Source organism: Halobacillus shinanisalinarum (assembly GCF_022919835.1).
GTDB lineage: Bacteria > Bacillota > Bacilli > Bacillales > Halobacillaceae > Halobacillus_A > Halobacillus_A shinanisalinarum.
On sequence record NZ_CP095074.1, the window covers coordinates 1,274,249 to 1,290,938 of the forward strand.

Here is a 16,690-nt window from a genome sequence, read left to right on the forward strand (position 1 = left end):
TATCCACAACGATTCCTTCACCTGTGATCATTTTTCCGTCATGATTCGTAATAGACGCTGAAGATGTATAGGGTCCCTTATTTGTTAGGTCAAAAAAGGTAAAATTTAAATGTACCGTGATTGAATAAATTTCATAATTTAAGCCCCTTCTGTCCCAAGGAAAAGGATGTGCCTCCACAAATCTAGCCAAGTATTTGAAATCATTTTTATTAGGTTAAGGACAGTAATCTGGAAGACTCCATCTCGAGATAGGTTTCCGTTTCCTTGAACGGAGAAGGAGGTCCGGGAAATCACTCGCTTTCCGTAGGCATGCGCTGAGCCTCCTCGGACTCTGTCCTCCGGGGTCTCACCTGCCTCGCCATTTCCCGGACCTCCTTGTGTTTGTGAGAAGAACGGAAACACTCCAGGTTCACAAGTCACCCAAAACGACAGAAGAACTTCTTATCAGAGAGCTAAAAATCTCTCTGTGACGCGGTTATTATGCCACATCATGATGGATAAAGCCCTCTGAACATTGGATACTCATTCGGAATACGAATGGCTCCGTTCATCACAAAACAAGTGGAGTGGCTGGGAAACGGACCTAAGTGTCTCGGAGCTGAGTCTCCAGGATAAGGCGGCGATGTGAAGCAACATGGATAGAAAGTGATCAAACTTCTTTATAAAACGGAAACTAAAATCTGCTGGATAAGAATCCAATTTTGAACCTTTTCGAAAAGAGCCTTATATTATGCCAGTCTTTGGCATTTAAAAAGAGCAATTATAAAATTGATTCGGTTGTCGGTTGATCAATCTCGGTACCAAATGTGGAACCAATAACGCCATCAAGCATGCTTGCAAATACGCCTGCTGGGATCGTCTTTTCTGCAGTTAATACATCCTCGTTCACGTTTAAAACTATGGTGACATAACCTTTTTCATCTTTATTTTTCTTATAGCCCATATAGTCAAAAAAAGAAGATTGATCGTTCATATGCTTAGGCCCTCCATGAACTTTTGCCCCGCCCTGGGACTTTTCAAATTTAAATCCTTTCAATCATCATGGCCATCCCTTGACCACCACCTGCACATAGGGTAGCAATTCCAAGTTGTTCGTCTCTTTTTATCATTTCATGTAAAAGTGTAGTGATAATTCGTGCCCCACTCGCACCGACCGGATGGCCAAGCGCGATCGCTCCACCATTTACATTTACTTTTTCTGGGTCTAAGGAGAGCTCTCGAATAACGGCTAAGGATTGGGAAGCAAATGCCTCATTTAACTCGAGTAATCCGATGTCTTGTACTTGTTTAGAGGTTTTCTCCAGCAGCTTTTTCACGGCAGGTACGGGTCCGATTCCCATGACTTCCGGTGAAACACCAGCTGTCGCCCAATCCACAATCCGTGCAAGTGGTTTTAGGCCTAAAGCTTTTGCTTGAGATTGTTTCATAATGACTAAGGCTGTCGCACCATCATTTCGGCCGCAGGCATTCCCGGCTGTTACCGTTCCATTCTCTTTGAATGCTGGTCGTAGTGACGCCAGCTTTTCGATCGTTGTTTGAGGGCGGGGATGCTCATCTGTATCGACGACATGAGTTTTCTTTTTTTCTTTTACCTCTACAGGAACGATTTCATCCTTGAACTTTCCTTCCTCAATCGCCTGTGAAGCTCGTCTTTGGCTTTCAATCGCAAAGGCATCCTGGTCTTCTCGTGAAACAGCATATTTTTCGGCAACATTTTCGGCCGTCATCCCCATTCCTAAGTTCTTTCCGTAAATTTCTTGTGGCTGTTGACCCGCTTCTGAGTTTGAGTCAATTAGCGTCGTCTGATCCCCGCCAAACCTTGAGTTTCTTAGATAAATAGGGGAACGACTCATACTTTCGACTCCGCCAGCCACCACAATATCCGCTTGATCAAAAGCGATTTGCTGAACACCTGAAGCCACAGCTTGCATACCTGACGCACATAGACGGTTAATTGTATAAGCGGTGGCCGATTCCGGTATCTCTGCCCGTAACGCGGCTACTCTCGCCACATTCGATGACTCCGTCGTTTGCCGCACCTCGCCCATGATGGCTTCATCTACTTGTTCAGGGGAAATCCCGGCTCGATTTATAGATTCTTCTATAGCGATAGAGGCTAAATGGCCGGAAGATATGCCTTTTAGGGAGCCACCATAGCGGCCAATCGGTGTTCTCACAGCACTAACAATGACAATATCCTCTTTCATATGTTGATCCTCCTCAATGGTTTGGTCGGCATGAATGACAGCCCCCTCCTCCTAAAGAAAGCAGAAGTAAAACCTATGACCTTCAGATCGGTGGAACTGTCCATAACAAGATTAGCTATACTCTTTTTTCAATTGACCAGTGATAATGTTCTTTTGGATTTCCGATGTACCTTCATAAATCCTAGTAATCCGTGCGTCGCGGAAAAATCGTTCAATTGGATAATCAGAAATATACCCGATCCCTCCGTGAACCTGAACCGCTTTATCAGCCACGCGATTATAGACTTCTGATCCGTATAGCTTCAGCATCGCCGCTTCCTTGATAACTTTCTGTCCTTCATCCACCATCCATGCCACTCGATAGGTAAATGATCGCAGTGCCTCAATCTCAACGGCCATTTCAGATACCATATGACCGACCGCCTGATGGTCGATAATAGGCACGCCAAACTGCTCACGTTCTTGGACATATTCCATCGACAAGTCTAACAGCTTTTGGCAGGAGCCAAGGTTTCTAGCTGCCAGACCAGCTCGGCCGTTAGCCAGTATTTTTAAGGCGTTGACGTAGCCTTGACCTTCAACTCCGAGCACATTCTCAGCTGGAACCTTGCAATCTTCTAAAATAATTTCAGCAGATTGGGAACCGTGCAACCCCATCTTCGGCTCGATCGCACCAACTTGAAAGCCAGGGAAATCTTTTTCAACAATGAAAGAGGTAATTCCTTTCGCCCCTTTACTAGCATCGGTCACCGCCATGACTGTGAAGACATCGGCTTCCGTTGCGTTAGTGATGTAATGTTTTGTGCCATTTAAAATATAGTGATCTCCGTTTTTAACAGCTGTGGTCTTTAAATTCGTCGCATTCGACCCAGCACTTGGCTCTGTGAGAGCAAAGGCACCTATGAATTCACCGCTCGCAAGTTTCGGTAAGTATTTTTGTTTTTGCTGCTCATTTCCCATTTCAACAATGCCCACTGTGCCAATTCCTGTATGTGCACCAATCAATGTTGTATACCCATTGTGGGTTGCTCCTATTTCTTCATATAGAGCACACTTGCCTACCATTCCAATCCCTAATCCGCAGTATTCTTCAGGGATACTTAGGCCGAACAGTCCCATTTCTTTAGACATTTCAATAATTCGTTCAGGGATCTTGTCTTCTTTTTCAATATCCATCGCGACAGCTTCTACTTCTGTTTGGACAAAATCATGCACATTCTTTTTTAAAAATTGAATGTCTTCCTCTAAATTGAAATTCAACTGCTTCACTCCCTTTAAGTGTGTGTTCAAAAAGTCACCAAATGATAAGAGGCGAATCTCTTCGTTGGCTTGCTTCTAATTTGGTAACTTTTTAAACACCCATTTTATGAATAGCTGTAAAATCCTCTGCCCGTTTTCTTACCTAAATGACCTGCTTTCACATACTTTGTCAAAATCGGACAGGGACGATATTTTTCTCCCAATGTTTGATATAAGTACTCCATGTTACGCAGCCTCGTATCCAAACCAACTAAATCAGCCAACTCTAACGGGCCCATGGGGTGGTTTAACCCGAGCTTCATCGCCTTGTCGATATCCTCAGCTGATCCAACACCTTCCATGACCATATTCATCGCTTCATTTCCAATCAGGCAATTCATACGACTGACGGCGAATCCAGGGAATTCATTGATTCGCACGGATTCTTTGCCCATCTTTTCACCGAGTTGGAAGGACTTCGCTATCGTTTCTTCAGATGTTTCGAGTCCGCAAATGACCTCGATGAGTTTCATTTTAGGTACCGGGTTAAAGAAGTGCAAGGCAATACATTGGTCAGGACGATTGGTTTGTGCCGCAATTTCAGTGGGACTCATAGTCGACGTATTTGTTGCTAAAATAGCGTGCTTCGGCGCATAGATGTCGAGCTTTTTAAACGTCTCCACTTTTACATCCATTATTTCGAGCACAGCTTCTATGACTAAGTCAGCATTTGCTACCGCTTCCTCAATGCTGAGGGAATAGTGAATATTCCCTCGTAGCTGTTTCGCTTGCTCCTCTGTTATCTTCCCTTTTTGAATACTTCTTTGAAATTGCTTTTCGATATATTGCTTACAATCCTCAAGGCCTTGCTCAGAAATGTCTTGAACGAAAACGGATAAATCGGCTAGGGCACATGAAAAGGCGATCCCCCTTCCCATGGTCCCTGCACCAATCACACTCACATGATGGATCACTGCTTACACACCGACCTTCAATTTCTTGAATTCTTCCGTCAACAATGGAACCACTTCAAATAGATCGCCAACAATTCCATAGTCGGCTACGTTGAAGATATTGGCTTCAGGATCCTTATTAATCGCCACAATCGTTTTAGAGTTTGACATTCCCGCCAAATGTTGAATGGCCCCAGAGATTCCACAGGCAATATAGAGGTCTGGTGTTACGACCTTCCCTGTTTGACCAATCTGCAGTGCATAGTCACAATATTCCGCATCACATGCTCCACGGGAAGCTCCTACAGCCCCACCTAAAACATCTGCCAATTCTTGCAGCGTCTCAAAACCTTCTTCACCTTTTACACCTCGGCCGCCCGCGATAATTATTTTGGCCTCGGATAAGTCCACACCATCGGTTGTATTGCGGATAATGTCCTTTATGGTCGTTCGCAAATCTTTAATCTCTACATCACTTGAGATTATCTCGCCAGTACGTGTTTCGTCCTTTTCAAGTGGTTCTATATTATTAGGACGGATCGTTGCAAAAATCGTTCCCTCCTTAATGACTTTCTTCTCAAAGGCTTTACCAGAATAGATAGGTCTTGTAAAAAGAACCTCTTCCCCCTGCTGCTCAATCTCTGTCACATCAGATATGAGCCCTGTTTCTAATTTGCTCGCAAGTCTCGGGCAAGGTCTTTTCCTAATGCCGTGTGGGCAAAAATAAGCCCTTCTGGATTTTCTGATTCAATTACATGGCTTAATGCTTGTGTATAGCCATCGGAAGTATAGTTTTTAAGATTCTCATGCTCAACCGTAAGGACCCGGTCTGCGCCATAATGAATCATTTCATGTGCAAATGACTCCACGCTTTCGCCGACTAGTAGCGCTACGATCTCCCCGTCACCGGCAACTGCTTTAGCAGCCGCTATCGTTTCAAATGAGACATTTCTCAGGCTTCCCTCACTAACTTCTCCCAGTACTACTACTTTTTTGTTCATATGTGTCCGCCTCCTCTATTAAACTACTTTTGCTTCCTTTTGCAGTAATGACACTAATTCATTTACTTGTGCGCCCACTTCTCCCTCTAGTATTCTTCCAGCCTCTTTTTCAGGAGGAAGGAATACTTCTACTGTCTCTGTTTTAGCTTCGACATCCTCTTCCTCAAGGTCAAGATCATCTAATTCCAGCTCCTCAAGCGGCTTTTTCTTCGCCTTCATAATCCCAGGAAGAGAAGGATAACGAGGTTCGTTTAGCCCTTGCTGTGCCGTAACTAGCAGAGGCAGTTCAGCTTCAATTTTTTCGACATCACCTTCCACATCTCGTTCAATCACAGCTCGATCTCCCTCTACTTCAAGGTTCGTTATCGTAGTGATAGATGGAATCCCGAGAAATTCAGCCAGCCTTGGACCCACTTGGCCTGTGCCCTCATCAATAGCGACGTTTCCAGCCAGTATCAGATCCGCCTCTTTTTCTTTGAAAAATTCCGCTAAAATCTTAGCTGTTGTGTACGCATCCCCGTCTTCCAGATCATCTTCCGTATTAATCAACACGGCTTTATCTGCTCCCATCGCGAGTGCGGTCCGCAGTTCCTTTACTGCGTCCTCACCGCCTATCGTCACAACGGTCACTTCCCCACCGTGTTCATCTTTTAATTGAACAGCCTCTTCTATGGCGTAGTCGTCATAAGGATTAATGATAAATTCGGCACTCTCCTCGGCAATCCCACCATTTTCAATGACAATCTTTTCCTCGGTATCAAACGTGCGTTTCATAAGTACAAATAGATTCATAGTTCATCCTCCTTCAATTTCCGTTTAGCTATATTGGTAAAAACCTTTGCCTGTTTTACGCCCAAGATCACCTTTTTCCACCTTTTCTTCTACGATCTTTGCAGGTTTATCTGATTCGTTTCCAGATTCCTGGTACCGTTGCATCCTGACAAAATAGTTCACGTCAATGCCCGTTAGATCCATTAAGGCAAAGGGACCAATCGGATGGTTTAATGCTTTTGTACAGACGGTATCGATCTCTTCATGGGTCGCGTATCCATTTTCCAAAAGGAAGAGCGCTTCATCCATTAACTTCCCAAGGATACGGTTGGCAATGAATCCAGAAATCTCTTTCTTTAACAGGACAGGAGCCTTCCCTATCTTTTCAATAAATTCATAGGCAGCCTGGGCCGTTTCATCAGAGGTATGCGGTCCTTTGACAACTTCAACTAATTCCATCACTAGTGGGGGGTTAAAGAAATGCACATTACAGACCTTATCTGGCCTTGTCGTTGCATCGGCGATTTTTGAGCTGACGATGGTTGAGCTATTTGTAGCAAGAATCGTGTGGTCTGGCGTAATTTCATCAAGTGTTGCAAACAATTCCCTTTTCACATCAAGCTTCTCCACAATGGCTTCGATGACAAGATCCACATCCTTAACAGACGCAAGATTGGCATCGAAGGTCAGTCGTCCAAAGGCACCCTCAACCTGTTGTTCAGTCAGCTTCCCTTTTTGAATGCGGCGATTCATGTGACCCTTAAGCGATTCCTTTGCTTTTGTTAAGCTATCTTCTTCAATATCATTTAGAATGACGCTATACCCCTTAAGAGCACAGACCATCGCAATCTGTGAACCCATTGCGCCTGCGCCGATCACGGCAACTGTCTCCATCTCATTAATTGCCATTGTTTAATTCCTCCTCCAATTTCCTCTTTTCTTCCTCAACAAGTGTTCGCTTTAAAAGCTTCCCTACTGTGTTTCTAGGCAGTTCGTCCATAATTTCATACCTTTTTGGAACTTTGTAACGAGTTAAATTACGGTAACAATGACCTTTCAATTCTTCGATATCAATGGTATGACCGGCCTTTGGTACAATATAAGCCTTTACCACCTCTCCTTTTTCCCGATCAGGTATCCCTACAACAGCGGACTCCTTTACATCTGGGTGTTCATATAAAACGCTTTCAATTTCTTGCGGATAAATATTAAATCCACCATTAATAATCATCTCTTTCTTTCTTCCTACAATATAGAAGTAACCGTCATCATCCATCATCGCCAGATCACCTGTAAACAGCCAGCCGCTCTGTAGGGCATGGCTCGTCTCCACTTCGTTATTCCAATACCCTTTCATGACTTGGGGACCTTTTATTACTAATTCACCAACAAAATTGGCCTCAAGCACATTTTGATCCTGGTCAACAATACAGCAATCTGTGTCAGGGACGGGGATGCCTATGCTTCCCACTTTCCTTTCTCCATTAATGGGCGTTCGATGGGTGGTCGGTGAAGTTTCCGACATGCCAAACCCTTCTAGAATTTTCGCACCGGATACAGCTTCAAATTTTTTAATCACCTCAATAGGCAGTGGGGCAGACCCCGAGGAGCAAACGTTGAAACAATCTAATCCATAGGTTTCTGCGTTTGGGTAGTTTGCGAATGATATATACATTTTTGGTACGCCTGGAAAGAAAGTAGGCTGGTATTCTTTTATAAGATCCATCACGTCATCTACATTAAATTTCGCAACCAATAATATATTGGCCCCCATATAGATCCCTAGATTCATAGCACTGGTCATCGCGTAAACATGATAGAGCGGTGTAGCGGTCAAAATCGTTTCCCCACCTAGAACTGCCCTTTGCCTATACATCGTAAAACTTTGATAGACATTTGTTGTTAAATTACGCTGGGTCAGCATAGCGCCCTTTACTTTGCCTGTCGTGCCTCCTGTGTACTGAATCACAGCCACATCCTCCATGTCCACTGATGCAGGAGAATCAAGTACTGTATCTGAATGAACTAACTCCTCCAGCTGCCAAAATCGATCACGGCATTCAGATATGTCTACTTGCGAAGCGATCATTTCCTTAAAGGAATAAAGCTTATCGACTTCACAAACGGTTTGTAACGAGGTGGCATCTGCCACGATATAAGAAACATCAGCATCCGTTAAGATTTGCAGCAGTTCCCTTGTTGTGTACGAAGGATTGAGTTGAACAACAATTAACCCGAGCGACTGCGCTGCATAATAGGAGACAATGTAATCGGGATGATTGCCAACCATCAATCCAATCCGTTCTCCTTTTTTAAAGTTCATTTTCTGCCAGCTTCCTGCTAATTGATCCGTTCGGCTTTTCAATTCATGGTAAGTCATTGCCTCACCTGCAAAAGTAATCGCCGTATGCTCTCCATATTTCTTTGTGGATTCCGTCAAAATTGAATAAAGAGAGGTTTCAGGAAACTCCGATTGAAACCGTTGTCCGTGGTGATACTTATGCCAAGGTCGGCTTGTTAATCCTTGCATAAATAGTCCCTCCTAACAGATTGAAAAGATATCTTAACTACTCCAAACGATTGTCTAATTTCCAGATGCTTGTGACTCCAATGATTCTTCTTGTTTACGGATAGTTGGTTTCACTAATGTTAAAAATAAAATCGCAAAGATAAAAACGAGAATCGCCATGAACAATACAGAAAGATTGTACCCTAAGATCTCATCTGCTCCAGCTAGATTGAGGATAAATCCAGTAATCAAAGGGGCAACAATTCCAGCAATATTCCCTGATGAGGTTAAAATACTAGTCATCAATCCCCCTCTTTCAGGGAGTTCATTGATCATAATCGTTGGACCAATCGGCAAAATTGCATAAGTTAATCCTTTGGCAATACACATCGCTGCAACGACCCAAACCGGATGTTGAAAAATCATAATAGAGGCCAAACATATTGCTCCGATAATCATAGATGTCCCTACTACATAAACTCTCGATATACGCCAATTCTGATTCTTCTTAAACATACGATCTGATAATGTGGAAACTCCCATATAAATGAGCACAGAGGCGATCCCGATAATCATCACCCCGTATCCCATTTGACCCTGAGACATCCCTACGACTTCAACAAGGTAAACAGGGAGCCACACAGCAATCCATACAACTAAAATGTAGGTGGAGAAATAGGCTAGTGTCGTAAACAAGGCTGGAGGTGAAACAAGTAATCTCCCGAAATCTTTAAGCTTTAATTTTTCTAACTTAGCTTTCTTTTTCTTCTTCGTTTGTTCATAAGCTTTAACAGGGTTTTCCTTCGTCAAAAACTGGAAGGCTATTGCCCAGACAATGCTGGTCGCTCCTAAACAGGCAAAAGCTATTTTCCACCCAAAAATGCTAATTAAAGCAACTAGAACAGGTGCAACAATCATCGCCCCTACAGTTCCTCCAGATACAACCACTGAATTGGCGAAACCCCGGAGCTTTGGCGGGAACCATTTATTCGCATGGCTATAGGCAATCGGACTAAAGGGACCTTCAAAAGCACCTAGTAAAATACGATAAACAACTAATAGTGGTAAAGCGGCAACGGCCAGCACCCCAAATTGTAGCACCGCCCATACAAGCATGATGACCCCAAGCACCTTTTTAGCACCGAATCTGTCACCAATCGCGGCGCCCACAATGCCAGTTACAGGATAGAGCCAGTAGTAGGCACTTCCGACGAGCCCCCACTCGGCGTAACTAAGATTTAAATCCTCCATTATCGGTACAGCAGCAAGACCGATGATGGACTTGTCTGCAAAGTTTATGATCATTCCAAAGAATAAGAGAACGAGAACAACCCAACGCATGTGAACCCCTCTTTTCTTAAAGTTTAGTTAAATGTAAGGCATCGGTTTTCCCGTTCAATTTTCTTCAAGAATACGTCTAGCGATGACCAGCCGTTGAATTTCATTCGTACCTTCATAAATTTTCGTGATTCTTGCGTCACGATAAAAACGCTCGACAGGGTATTCCCCTATGTAGCCAATCCCACCATGGATTTGAACAGCCTTATCGGCCACTTTATTAAATACTTCGGAAGCGAACAGTTTGGCCATCGATGCCTCTTTAATTACTTTCTTTCCATCATCCACCTTCTCAGCCGCCATCATTGTTAAAGTCCGGGCAGCTTCTGTTTCGGTCGCCATGTCGGCTAACATCCACTGGATCGCTTGGTTGTTAGCAATCGGCTGCCCAAACTGTATGCGTTCCTTGGCATAGCTTGCTGACAGTTCAATTAACTTATCGCAAGAGCCTACTGCTCTCGCTGCCAAACCGATACGGCCTTCACCGAGAATCTTTAAAGCGTTCATGTACCCCATGCCTACTTCACCGATAACATTCTCTTCCGGCACAATACAGTTATCAAAAATGACTTGGGCAGTATAGGATCCTCGCAGCCCCATCTTCTTATCTTTTTTACCAACAATGAGCCCCGGAAAGTCTTTTTCTATTAAAAATGCTGTAATCCCGCCTTTAGCACCTTTATCCTTATCGGTTAGGGCAAATACTGTAAATACATCTGCAACAGGTGCATTCGTAATAAAATGCTTTGTCCCGTTAACAATCCACTGATCCCCTTTTTTCTCAGCTTGGGTTGATAAATTTGTCGCATCTGAGCCAGCACCTGGTTCTGATAAGGCAAATGCTGCAATCTTATTTCCAGCAGCCATATCTGGTAGATACTTTTGTTTCAATGATTCAGAGGCAAGTTTCACTAACCCGGTGCTGCCAATTCCTGTGTGAGCACTGATTAAAGAAACAAATCCATTATGTGTTCTCCCGAGCTGCTCTAGCACTGTCGCTTTCCCGACTGTGTTTAGACCAATTCCTCCGTATTCTTCTGGAATGCTCATGCCAAACAACCCGAGTTCTTTCGCCTGCTCAACTAAATGCTGTGGAATCGCATCCTCATCTTCAATTTGTTGTGCATACGGTTCGACTTCATTTTCTACAAAATTCTTAATCATCGTTTTCATTTGCTGTAGCTCATCTGTCACTGTAACCGGCATGTTAGAACACCCTTCCTGTTTTTATCGTCACTGTTTAGAATGCAATAATCATGCCAAATCGAAACTCCCTTTTTAAGAGCATATAAAAAAGACTGCAAATTGCAGCCTTAGCCCATAAGTCAAGAATTTTAGTTTTTAAAAATTAAGAAAATTATATAGCTTCTACATTTTCAAATCGACACCGATAATTCAAAAGCAAATCATTTTGACGATTTAAAGGGTTCGTGCATGATTTAAAAATGAATGATCCGATTCATAAATGAATTAAATACTTGGTTATCCCCTCAGGAAAACCAGATCGGCTCCGGCTTCTATGATTGTTTGTCCATAAAGTTTAGAATGCCGTAAATGGTTTGGAGTGTTGGTGTGGCCATTTCGAGGGCATCTGCTTGCTAGCCAGGTCCTTTGGGTTATCGGTAAATTCACTAGTAATATGTAAGTCATCGTTCTCTCTATGAATTGATAACCTGCATTTTTTAGTAACCCGCCAAATTAACAACCTACTGCCCCAGCAACACCAATGTTCATTCATACTCCTCCCCTTTTTTACAATTAAGGTTGTATTTCTTCAACTTTCTAACAATTGTCGGCTGACTTGTATCTAATGCTTTTGCCATCTCGTAAGTGTTCGGATATTTTTCTACCGCTAGACGCAGCACTTTCGCTTCTGCCATTTCTGCTGCTTCCTTTAATGACACAATAGGGGTTGGACTTATAGCCGTTTCATTAGATTCACTATATTCAGAGGGGAGATTCTCCATTTTTATGATGTCTTTCGGCGTGGTCACAACCAATCTTTCAATCAGATTGGAAAGTTCTCTTAAATTTCCGGGCCAATCATAGGTGAAAAAGAAATCCTTCAGCTTGCTGTCTATCATTTTGGTCATATGGTACTTTTCATTCGCCTGTTTTAAAAAAGTTTGGATCAACGGTAAAATGTCATCCCGACGGTCTTTCAACGGCGGAATAGAAATCGGCAGCACATTCAGCCTGTAATATAAATCCTCACGAAAATCACCTTTTTCCACCATATCCTTCAAATTTCGATTCGTAGCGGCAATGATTCGAACATCTATTTTTCTTGGCTTTGTTCCGCCAATTCTTTGAATCTCGTTTTCCTGAAGAACCCTCAGTAATTTAACTTGAAGCATTAATGGTAGTTCACCAATTTCATCTAAAAAAAGCACGCCTTTATCTGCCACCTCAAACATGCCAGGCTTCCCTTGTCGATTAGCCCCTGTAAAAGCACCGCCATCATAGCCGAATAATTCAGATTCTAAGAGGTCAGGTGGGATGGCACCGCAATTTATTTTAATAAACTCTCCTTCCTTTGAACGCATGCTATTTGTGAAGATGTGTTTGGCGAGAATGTCTTTGCCGACACCCGTTTGCCCTAATATTAATACAGTGGCATCCACATCTGCTATTCGGTCAGCCGTGTCATAAATCATTTTCATTCGTTCACTGTTCACAACAATGCCATCTAACCGATCCGACTTATTTTTTAGCAAAGCCAATTCTCTCTTGTATTTATCATTTAGCTCATTCACTTTACTTAACTCAGCTTGCAGTTCATTTAGGTCCGATAAGTCTCTAATATTGGTGACAACCTTTTCAACATCCCCTTCTTCATTAAAAACTGGGGTTCCCGTGATTAGGGTTTCTTTTCCAGCATAATTGTCCTGGACGAGCGAAACCGTCCTCCGCTGTTTGACCACCTTAGGAGTAACGGAGCTTTTTAATATTCCCCTTTTAATCAAAGTATCCACATGTTTACCGATATAATATTCCTTCGGGATGCCTGTGATTCTTTCGATTGCTGAATTCGTTTTCCATGTTACCCCTGTATGATCAGTAATATAAATACCGTCATATGAATTTTCGATAATGGCATCTAACTCTCGGGTCAATTTTTTAAGCTCTTTGTTCTCGTTTATTAGTGCAGACAGTTCCGATGTTTCTGTACCAATCAGTAAAACATCATTCGAGGCATGTAAGGAACCCTCCATAAAAACAAAACGCTTCCCATGGACTCTGCCATTATAATTTTGGAACGGGCACTCGTTTCCCACCGTGAAAAAGCATCCTTCAAGCTTACCCCTGTTTCCATTTTCCCTTGTAAGCTAGATTCCATCAAATGATTATAGGAAAGAACGAGTCCATCTTGATTAATGACGACAGCTGGAAGAGGAATTTGCTCGACTACATCAATGAGAATCACTGTTTCACCGCCTCCTTTTTTAAGGACTTCTCTAGGTAGATAACTGACGCTTTTTCACAAAAATCCGTAGACAGTAATCGCGACGATCACCAAACTGACCAAACTCATAATATAGGCACCATTCCACCGAAAACCTATGGTCAGCCCATTACGCCGCAGGCATTTACTCACAATAATATTAATCGCATTTAACGGACACAATACAGCCGTCATTGACCAGGAAATAATGAAAATGAGAGCTAAAAATTCCGGTGAAATACCAAGACCTGTCGCTGAAACTTGGGCAGCCAGAATCGGGATGACTACAATCTGATGAACACCCACGAAGGCAAATATGAGGACAACCACAAAAATCACAAGAACAAATAATAAGAGGGAAGCTTCTGCAAATCCCATCAAAAAAGACTGAATCCAATCAGCAAACACCGTATTTGTGATAGCACTTCCAAATAATCCGGCACTTAAAAATAATGTAATTTCATTATCCATCAATGAAACAGATCGGGTGTAATTTTTCCATTCATCGAATAGCTTCTTCCATTTAAAAGTGAGCGTTCCCCACAAGATTGGCATGATGATTGCTATTAAACTGACGAGCATAAGCATGGAAAGGTGAGTAAGATATTTTAGTACTAATAAAGACGTGATTAAAGCTACGAGCATTCCAAGAAGCTTCACAATAATTCTCAGATGGGTACTTGTATTCCCTCCCTCTTTCCCAAAAGCCTCCATTCCTTCCTTATCATCCTTCTCGTCATCAGGTAAATACAACTTTTTGGAGGAGTTCCTGAATAATAGGTTCCCGATTGCTAATTGAATGATAGCTACAGTCAACCCTATTCCTATGTATCTGCTAATCTCTCCTCCTACTTCGTGTAATACAATAGCCACTGAAGCAAAGTAAGGTGACCAAAGCATAGCGGATGAAAACCCAATTAAATAAGACTTGCCTAGGATCATTGGATTAATATTTAATTTGTCAACCATTTCATGAACCATTTTGACTGAACCCATATTTAAGATCGGACTTATTAACGCAATAAAGCTGGAAAGACCGAAGAAAGCAAGTCTAGGATTATTTTCCCACTTTTTTATAAAATAATTGAGTGAATGGAAATAGCCGCCCGTCTTTAATGGGAGCGACAGCATGGGCACTAGGATGATTAAGGTTAAAAGCGGCAGGTTTTGTTGGATCCCCTGAAGGCTCGCAATAATTGGTTGCTCCTTGTAGATCCCATTAATTGCAAAACCTAGTAACAGTAACGTCAGAGTAACGTACTTTGGGACCCCACGAACAAAAAACGCACTGATTAAAAACACAAAAACCCCAAAACTTGACACCAGGTAAAAAAGCGGTTCCGATGGGAAAAAGAAGTGAAATATATATAGAAAGCACATAGTTAAGATAATAATTGCTTTCCATTTCTGAATGCTAAACATATAGGTCATTTTCACCCATCTCACCCATTCTTTTTCTGACACAAAAACGAAGGCTTTCGCCGGTCTTTCAGCGAAAGCTTTGTTCTGGCTATTTAGCTTATTACAGATAACCCACTCTAACGGGGAGACTGTACTTGTTTCACTTGCTGAAATTGATAGTGTAAGTCTTTTAATGCAGCAATAATCGCATTCGCTGCCTTTCCATAATACTGTTCTTCTATGCATGTAATAGCTGCCTCTATATTATGACGCAGACTAAACCCTTTTAAGATCCTTCCGATATAGTCTCTGCCATGCTCAGTAGCTAGTGTACATGATGCCTCTAAAACAACTCCATATACACGATCCACTTCGGCAGTGACCGTAATGGTTTCATACATATTTTGGGCCGCCATTCCTTCAGGCAATCTTGCATGGCCGGCAATAAAAAGTATCTGTGAGTTTCCCATTTTTCTACCCCTTTGTATGAATGATCGTCTTTAATCAATTCTTCCTTTATCTAAAAAATTCCTTCTTTACAAAGTAGATTATGGGAAACTCATCACATATTCATGGCTTTCTCTATTTCACTTCTTCTTTCGTTTCTTCAAAAGGCCAAACAGGTAAGGAGTTGGACAGTTGCTTATCTGATCGGTATCCAAGAAGATATTCAGCTTGCATCACGGTATGAATCTCTCTTGTGCCCTCGTAGATAACAGGTGCCTTAGAGTTTCTCAAAAACCGTTCAACTGGATAATCGTTTGAATAGCCGTAAGCTCCATGAATTTGAACAGCGTCGTTGGCCGCTTCATTGGCATAGTCACAAGCCTGCCATTTAGCCAGTGATGTCTCTCTCGTATTCCTTTTTCCTTGATTCTTTAAGGAACCGGCACGAAAGACAAGTAGACGAGACATTTCGTAACCTGCCTCCATCTTAGCTAGCATTTGTTGGACTAACTGATGTTTTCCGATTTCTTTTCCAAAGGTTTTTCTTTCATGACAGTAGTTAATACTCTCTTCAATGCACGCAAGGATCTGACCACAAGCACCAGCTGCGACGGTAAATCTGCCGTTATCTAAAGCGGCCATAGCAATTTTAAAACCTTCCCCTTCTTCCCCAAGAAGGTTTTCTTTTGGCACCTTCACACTGTCAAAAAATAATTCTCCTGTGTTTCCGGCTCTAATCCCCAATTTTCCTTTAATCGCTTTGGAGGAAAAGCCTGGCATGGTCCTCTCCACAATAAAGGCAGAGATCCCTCTATGTTTTTCATCTTTATCTGTATAGGCAAAAACGAGAAAGTGATCGGCGTGATCGCAAAGCGAGATCCACGTCTTTTGCCCATTTAAAATATAATGATCGCCATCTTTGACAGCCGTTGTCTGTAGCGAGGCAACATCAGAGCCAGCATTGGGCTCCGTTAAGCCAAATGCTCCGACCTTTTCCCCTTTCGCTTGCGGAGTGAGATATTTTTGCTTTTGTGCTTCATTTCCCCACTGTAATAGTGTCATACTATTTAATCCTGTGTGGACGGACACGGCGGTTCTGAAGGCTGTATCTCCGCGCTCTAACTCCTCACATACTATGGCCAGTGTATTATAGTCCATTCCACTGCCACCATATTGTTCAGGAATACAAACTCCCATTAAATCAAGATCAGCTAATCGCTTCATGATCGACGGCTCAAAGTGTCCTTCAGCATCCCATTGCTGTATATAAGGATTAATTTCTTTATCCACAAATTGCCGCACCATTTTTCTAACCATTTCTTGTTCTTCCGTTAATTCAAAGTTCATCATCCTAAACCCTCCAATTTTTTAAAGTAAAA

At 42.5% G+C, this 16,690-nt stretch carries 14 protein-coding genes and 1 pseudogene; all 15 read right to left on the bottom strand.

Translation table 11 applies throughout. From position 1 onward, the window contains the following. Positions 1-760: 760 nt before the first annotated feature. Complete coding sequence (locus MUO14_RS06505) at positions 761-1,036, bottom strand: hypothetical protein (RefSeq protein WP_244754441.1); 276 nt, start codon at positions 1,034-1,036, stop codon at positions 761-763. Continuing rightward, positions 1,023-2,207 (bottom strand): thiolase family protein, encoded by a 1,185-nt coding sequence (locus tag MUO14_RS06510; RefSeq protein WP_244754442.1) that lies wholly within the window; start codon positions 2,205-2,207, stop codon positions 1,023-1,025. The genes MUO14_RS06505 and MUO14_RS06510 overlap by 14 nt, the downstream gene beginning before the upstream one ends. A gap of 111 nt (positions 2,208-2,318) precedes the next feature. Further along, entirely contained in the window at positions 2,319-3,467 is a 1,149-nt protein-coding gene (locus tag MUO14_RS06515) for an acyl-CoA dehydrogenase family protein (protein ID WP_244754443.1), read from the bottom strand. Positions 3,468-3,571: 104 nt separating this feature from the next. After that, the gene (locus tag MUO14_RS06520) at positions 3,572-4,417 is read right to left on the bottom strand and encodes a 3-hydroxyacyl-CoA dehydrogenase family protein (RefSeq protein WP_244755488.1); all 846 of its coding nucleotides are present in this window, start codon (positions 4,415-4,417) and stop codon (positions 3,572-3,574) included. A gap of 6 nt (positions 4,418-4,423) precedes the next feature. Next, positions 4,424-5,400 (bottom strand): annotated as a pseudogene (locus tag MUO14_RS06525) (electron transfer flavoprotein subunit alpha/FixB family protein). 18 nt (positions 5,401-5,418) lie between these two features. Then, entirely contained in the window at positions 5,419-6,192 is a 774-nt protein-coding gene (locus tag MUO14_RS06530) for an electron transfer flavoprotein subunit beta/FixA family protein (RefSeq protein WP_244754444.1), read from the bottom strand. A 24-nt stretch (positions 6,193-6,216) separates the two neighbouring features. Continuing rightward, positions 6,217-7,080, bottom strand: a complete 864-nt coding sequence (locus tag MUO14_RS06535) for a 3-hydroxyacyl-CoA dehydrogenase family protein (protein WP_244754445.1) — start codon at positions 7,078-7,080, stop codon at positions 6,217-6,219. Then, a complete protein-coding gene (locus MUO14_RS06540) occupies positions 7,070-8,701 on the bottom strand; it encodes a long-chain-fatty-acid--CoA ligase (RefSeq protein ID WP_244754446.1) in 1,632 nt (543 codons plus the stop codon). The genes MUO14_RS06535 and MUO14_RS06540 overlap by 11 nt, the downstream gene beginning before the upstream one ends. Before the next feature lie 54 nt (positions 8,702-8,755). Further along, the gene (locus tag MUO14_RS06545) at positions 8,756-10,021 is read right to left on the bottom strand and encodes an MFS transporter (protein ID WP_244754447.1); all 1,266 of its coding nucleotides are present in this window, start codon (positions 10,019-10,021) and stop codon (positions 8,756-8,758) included. A 54-nt stretch (positions 10,022-10,075) separates the two neighbouring features. After that, positions 10,076-11,224 carry an acyl-CoA dehydrogenase family protein gene (locus tag MUO14_RS06550; RefSeq protein WP_244754448.1) on the bottom strand — a complete coding sequence of 383 codons (1,149 nt, stop codon included), beginning with the start codon at positions 11,222-11,224 and terminating at the stop codon, positions 10,076-10,078. Positions 11,225-11,748: 524 nt separating this feature from the next. Next, a complete protein-coding gene (locus MUO14_RS06555) occupies positions 11,749-13,233 on the bottom strand; it encodes a sigma-54 interaction domain-containing protein (protein ID WP_244754449.1) in 1,485 nt (494 codons plus the stop codon). Beyond that, positions 13,194-13,445 carry a hypothetical protein gene (locus MUO14_RS06560; RefSeq protein ID WP_244754450.1) on the bottom strand — a complete coding sequence of 84 codons (252 nt, stop codon included), beginning with the start codon at positions 13,443-13,445 and terminating at the stop codon, positions 13,194-13,196. The genes MUO14_RS06555 and MUO14_RS06560 overlap by 40 nt, the downstream gene beginning before the upstream one ends. A gap of 54 nt (positions 13,446-13,499) precedes the next feature. Next, positions 13,500-14,765 (bottom strand): hypothetical protein, encoded by a 1,266-nt coding sequence (locus MUO14_RS06565; RefSeq protein WP_244754451.1) that lies wholly within the window; start codon positions 14,763-14,765, stop codon positions 13,500-13,502. 236 nt (positions 14,766-15,001) lie between these two features. Further along, positions 15,002-15,334, bottom strand: a complete 333-nt coding sequence (locus tag MUO14_RS06570; protein ID WP_244754452.1) for a DUF3870 domain-containing protein — start codon at positions 15,332-15,334, stop codon at positions 15,002-15,004. Positions 15,335-15,446: 112 nt separating this feature from the next. Continuing rightward, a complete protein-coding gene (locus MUO14_RS06575) occupies positions 15,447-16,658 on the bottom strand; it encodes an acyl-CoA dehydrogenase family protein (protein WP_244755490.1) in 1,212 nt (403 codons plus the stop codon). Between the last annotated feature and the right edge of the window lie 32 nt (positions 16,659-16,690).

Bases quoted from the DNA above. Each gene is read 5' to 3' on its own strand.
- MUO14_RS06570 (WP_244754452.1), bottom strand. From the start codon at position 15,334: ATGGGAAACTCACAGATACTTTTTATTGCCGGCCATGCAAGATTGCCT.
- MUO14_RS06555 (WP_244754449.1), bottom strand. From the start codon at position 13,233: ATGGAGGGTTCCTTACATGCCTCGAATGATGTTTTACTGATTGGTACA.
- MUO14_RS06575 (WP_244755490.1), bottom strand. From the start codon at position 16,658: ATGAACTTTGAATTAACGGAAGAACAAGAAATGGTTAGAAAAATGGTG.
- MUO14_RS06540 (WP_244754446.1), bottom strand. From the start codon at position 8,701: ATGCAAGGATTAACAAGCCGACCTTGGCATAAGTATCACCACGGACAA.
- MUO14_RS06550 (WP_244754448.1), bottom strand. From the start codon at position 11,224: ATGCCGGTTACAGTGACAGATGAGCTACAGCAAATGAAAACGATGATT.
- MUO14_RS06535 (WP_244754445.1), bottom strand. From the start codon at position 7,080: ATGGCAATTAATGAGATGGAGACAGTTGCCGTGATCGGCGCAGGCGCA.
- MUO14_RS06530 (WP_244754444.1), bottom strand. From the start codon at position 6,192: ATGAATCTATTTGTACTTATGAAACGCACGTTTGATACCGAGGAAAAG.
- MUO14_RS06510 (WP_244754442.1), bottom strand. From the start codon at position 2,207: ATGAAAGAGGATATTGTCATTGTTAGTGCTGTGAGAACACCGATTGGC.
- MUO14_RS06545 (WP_244754447.1), bottom strand. From the start codon at position 10,021: ATGCGTTGGGTTGTTCTCGTTCTCTTATTCTTTGGAATGATCATAAAC.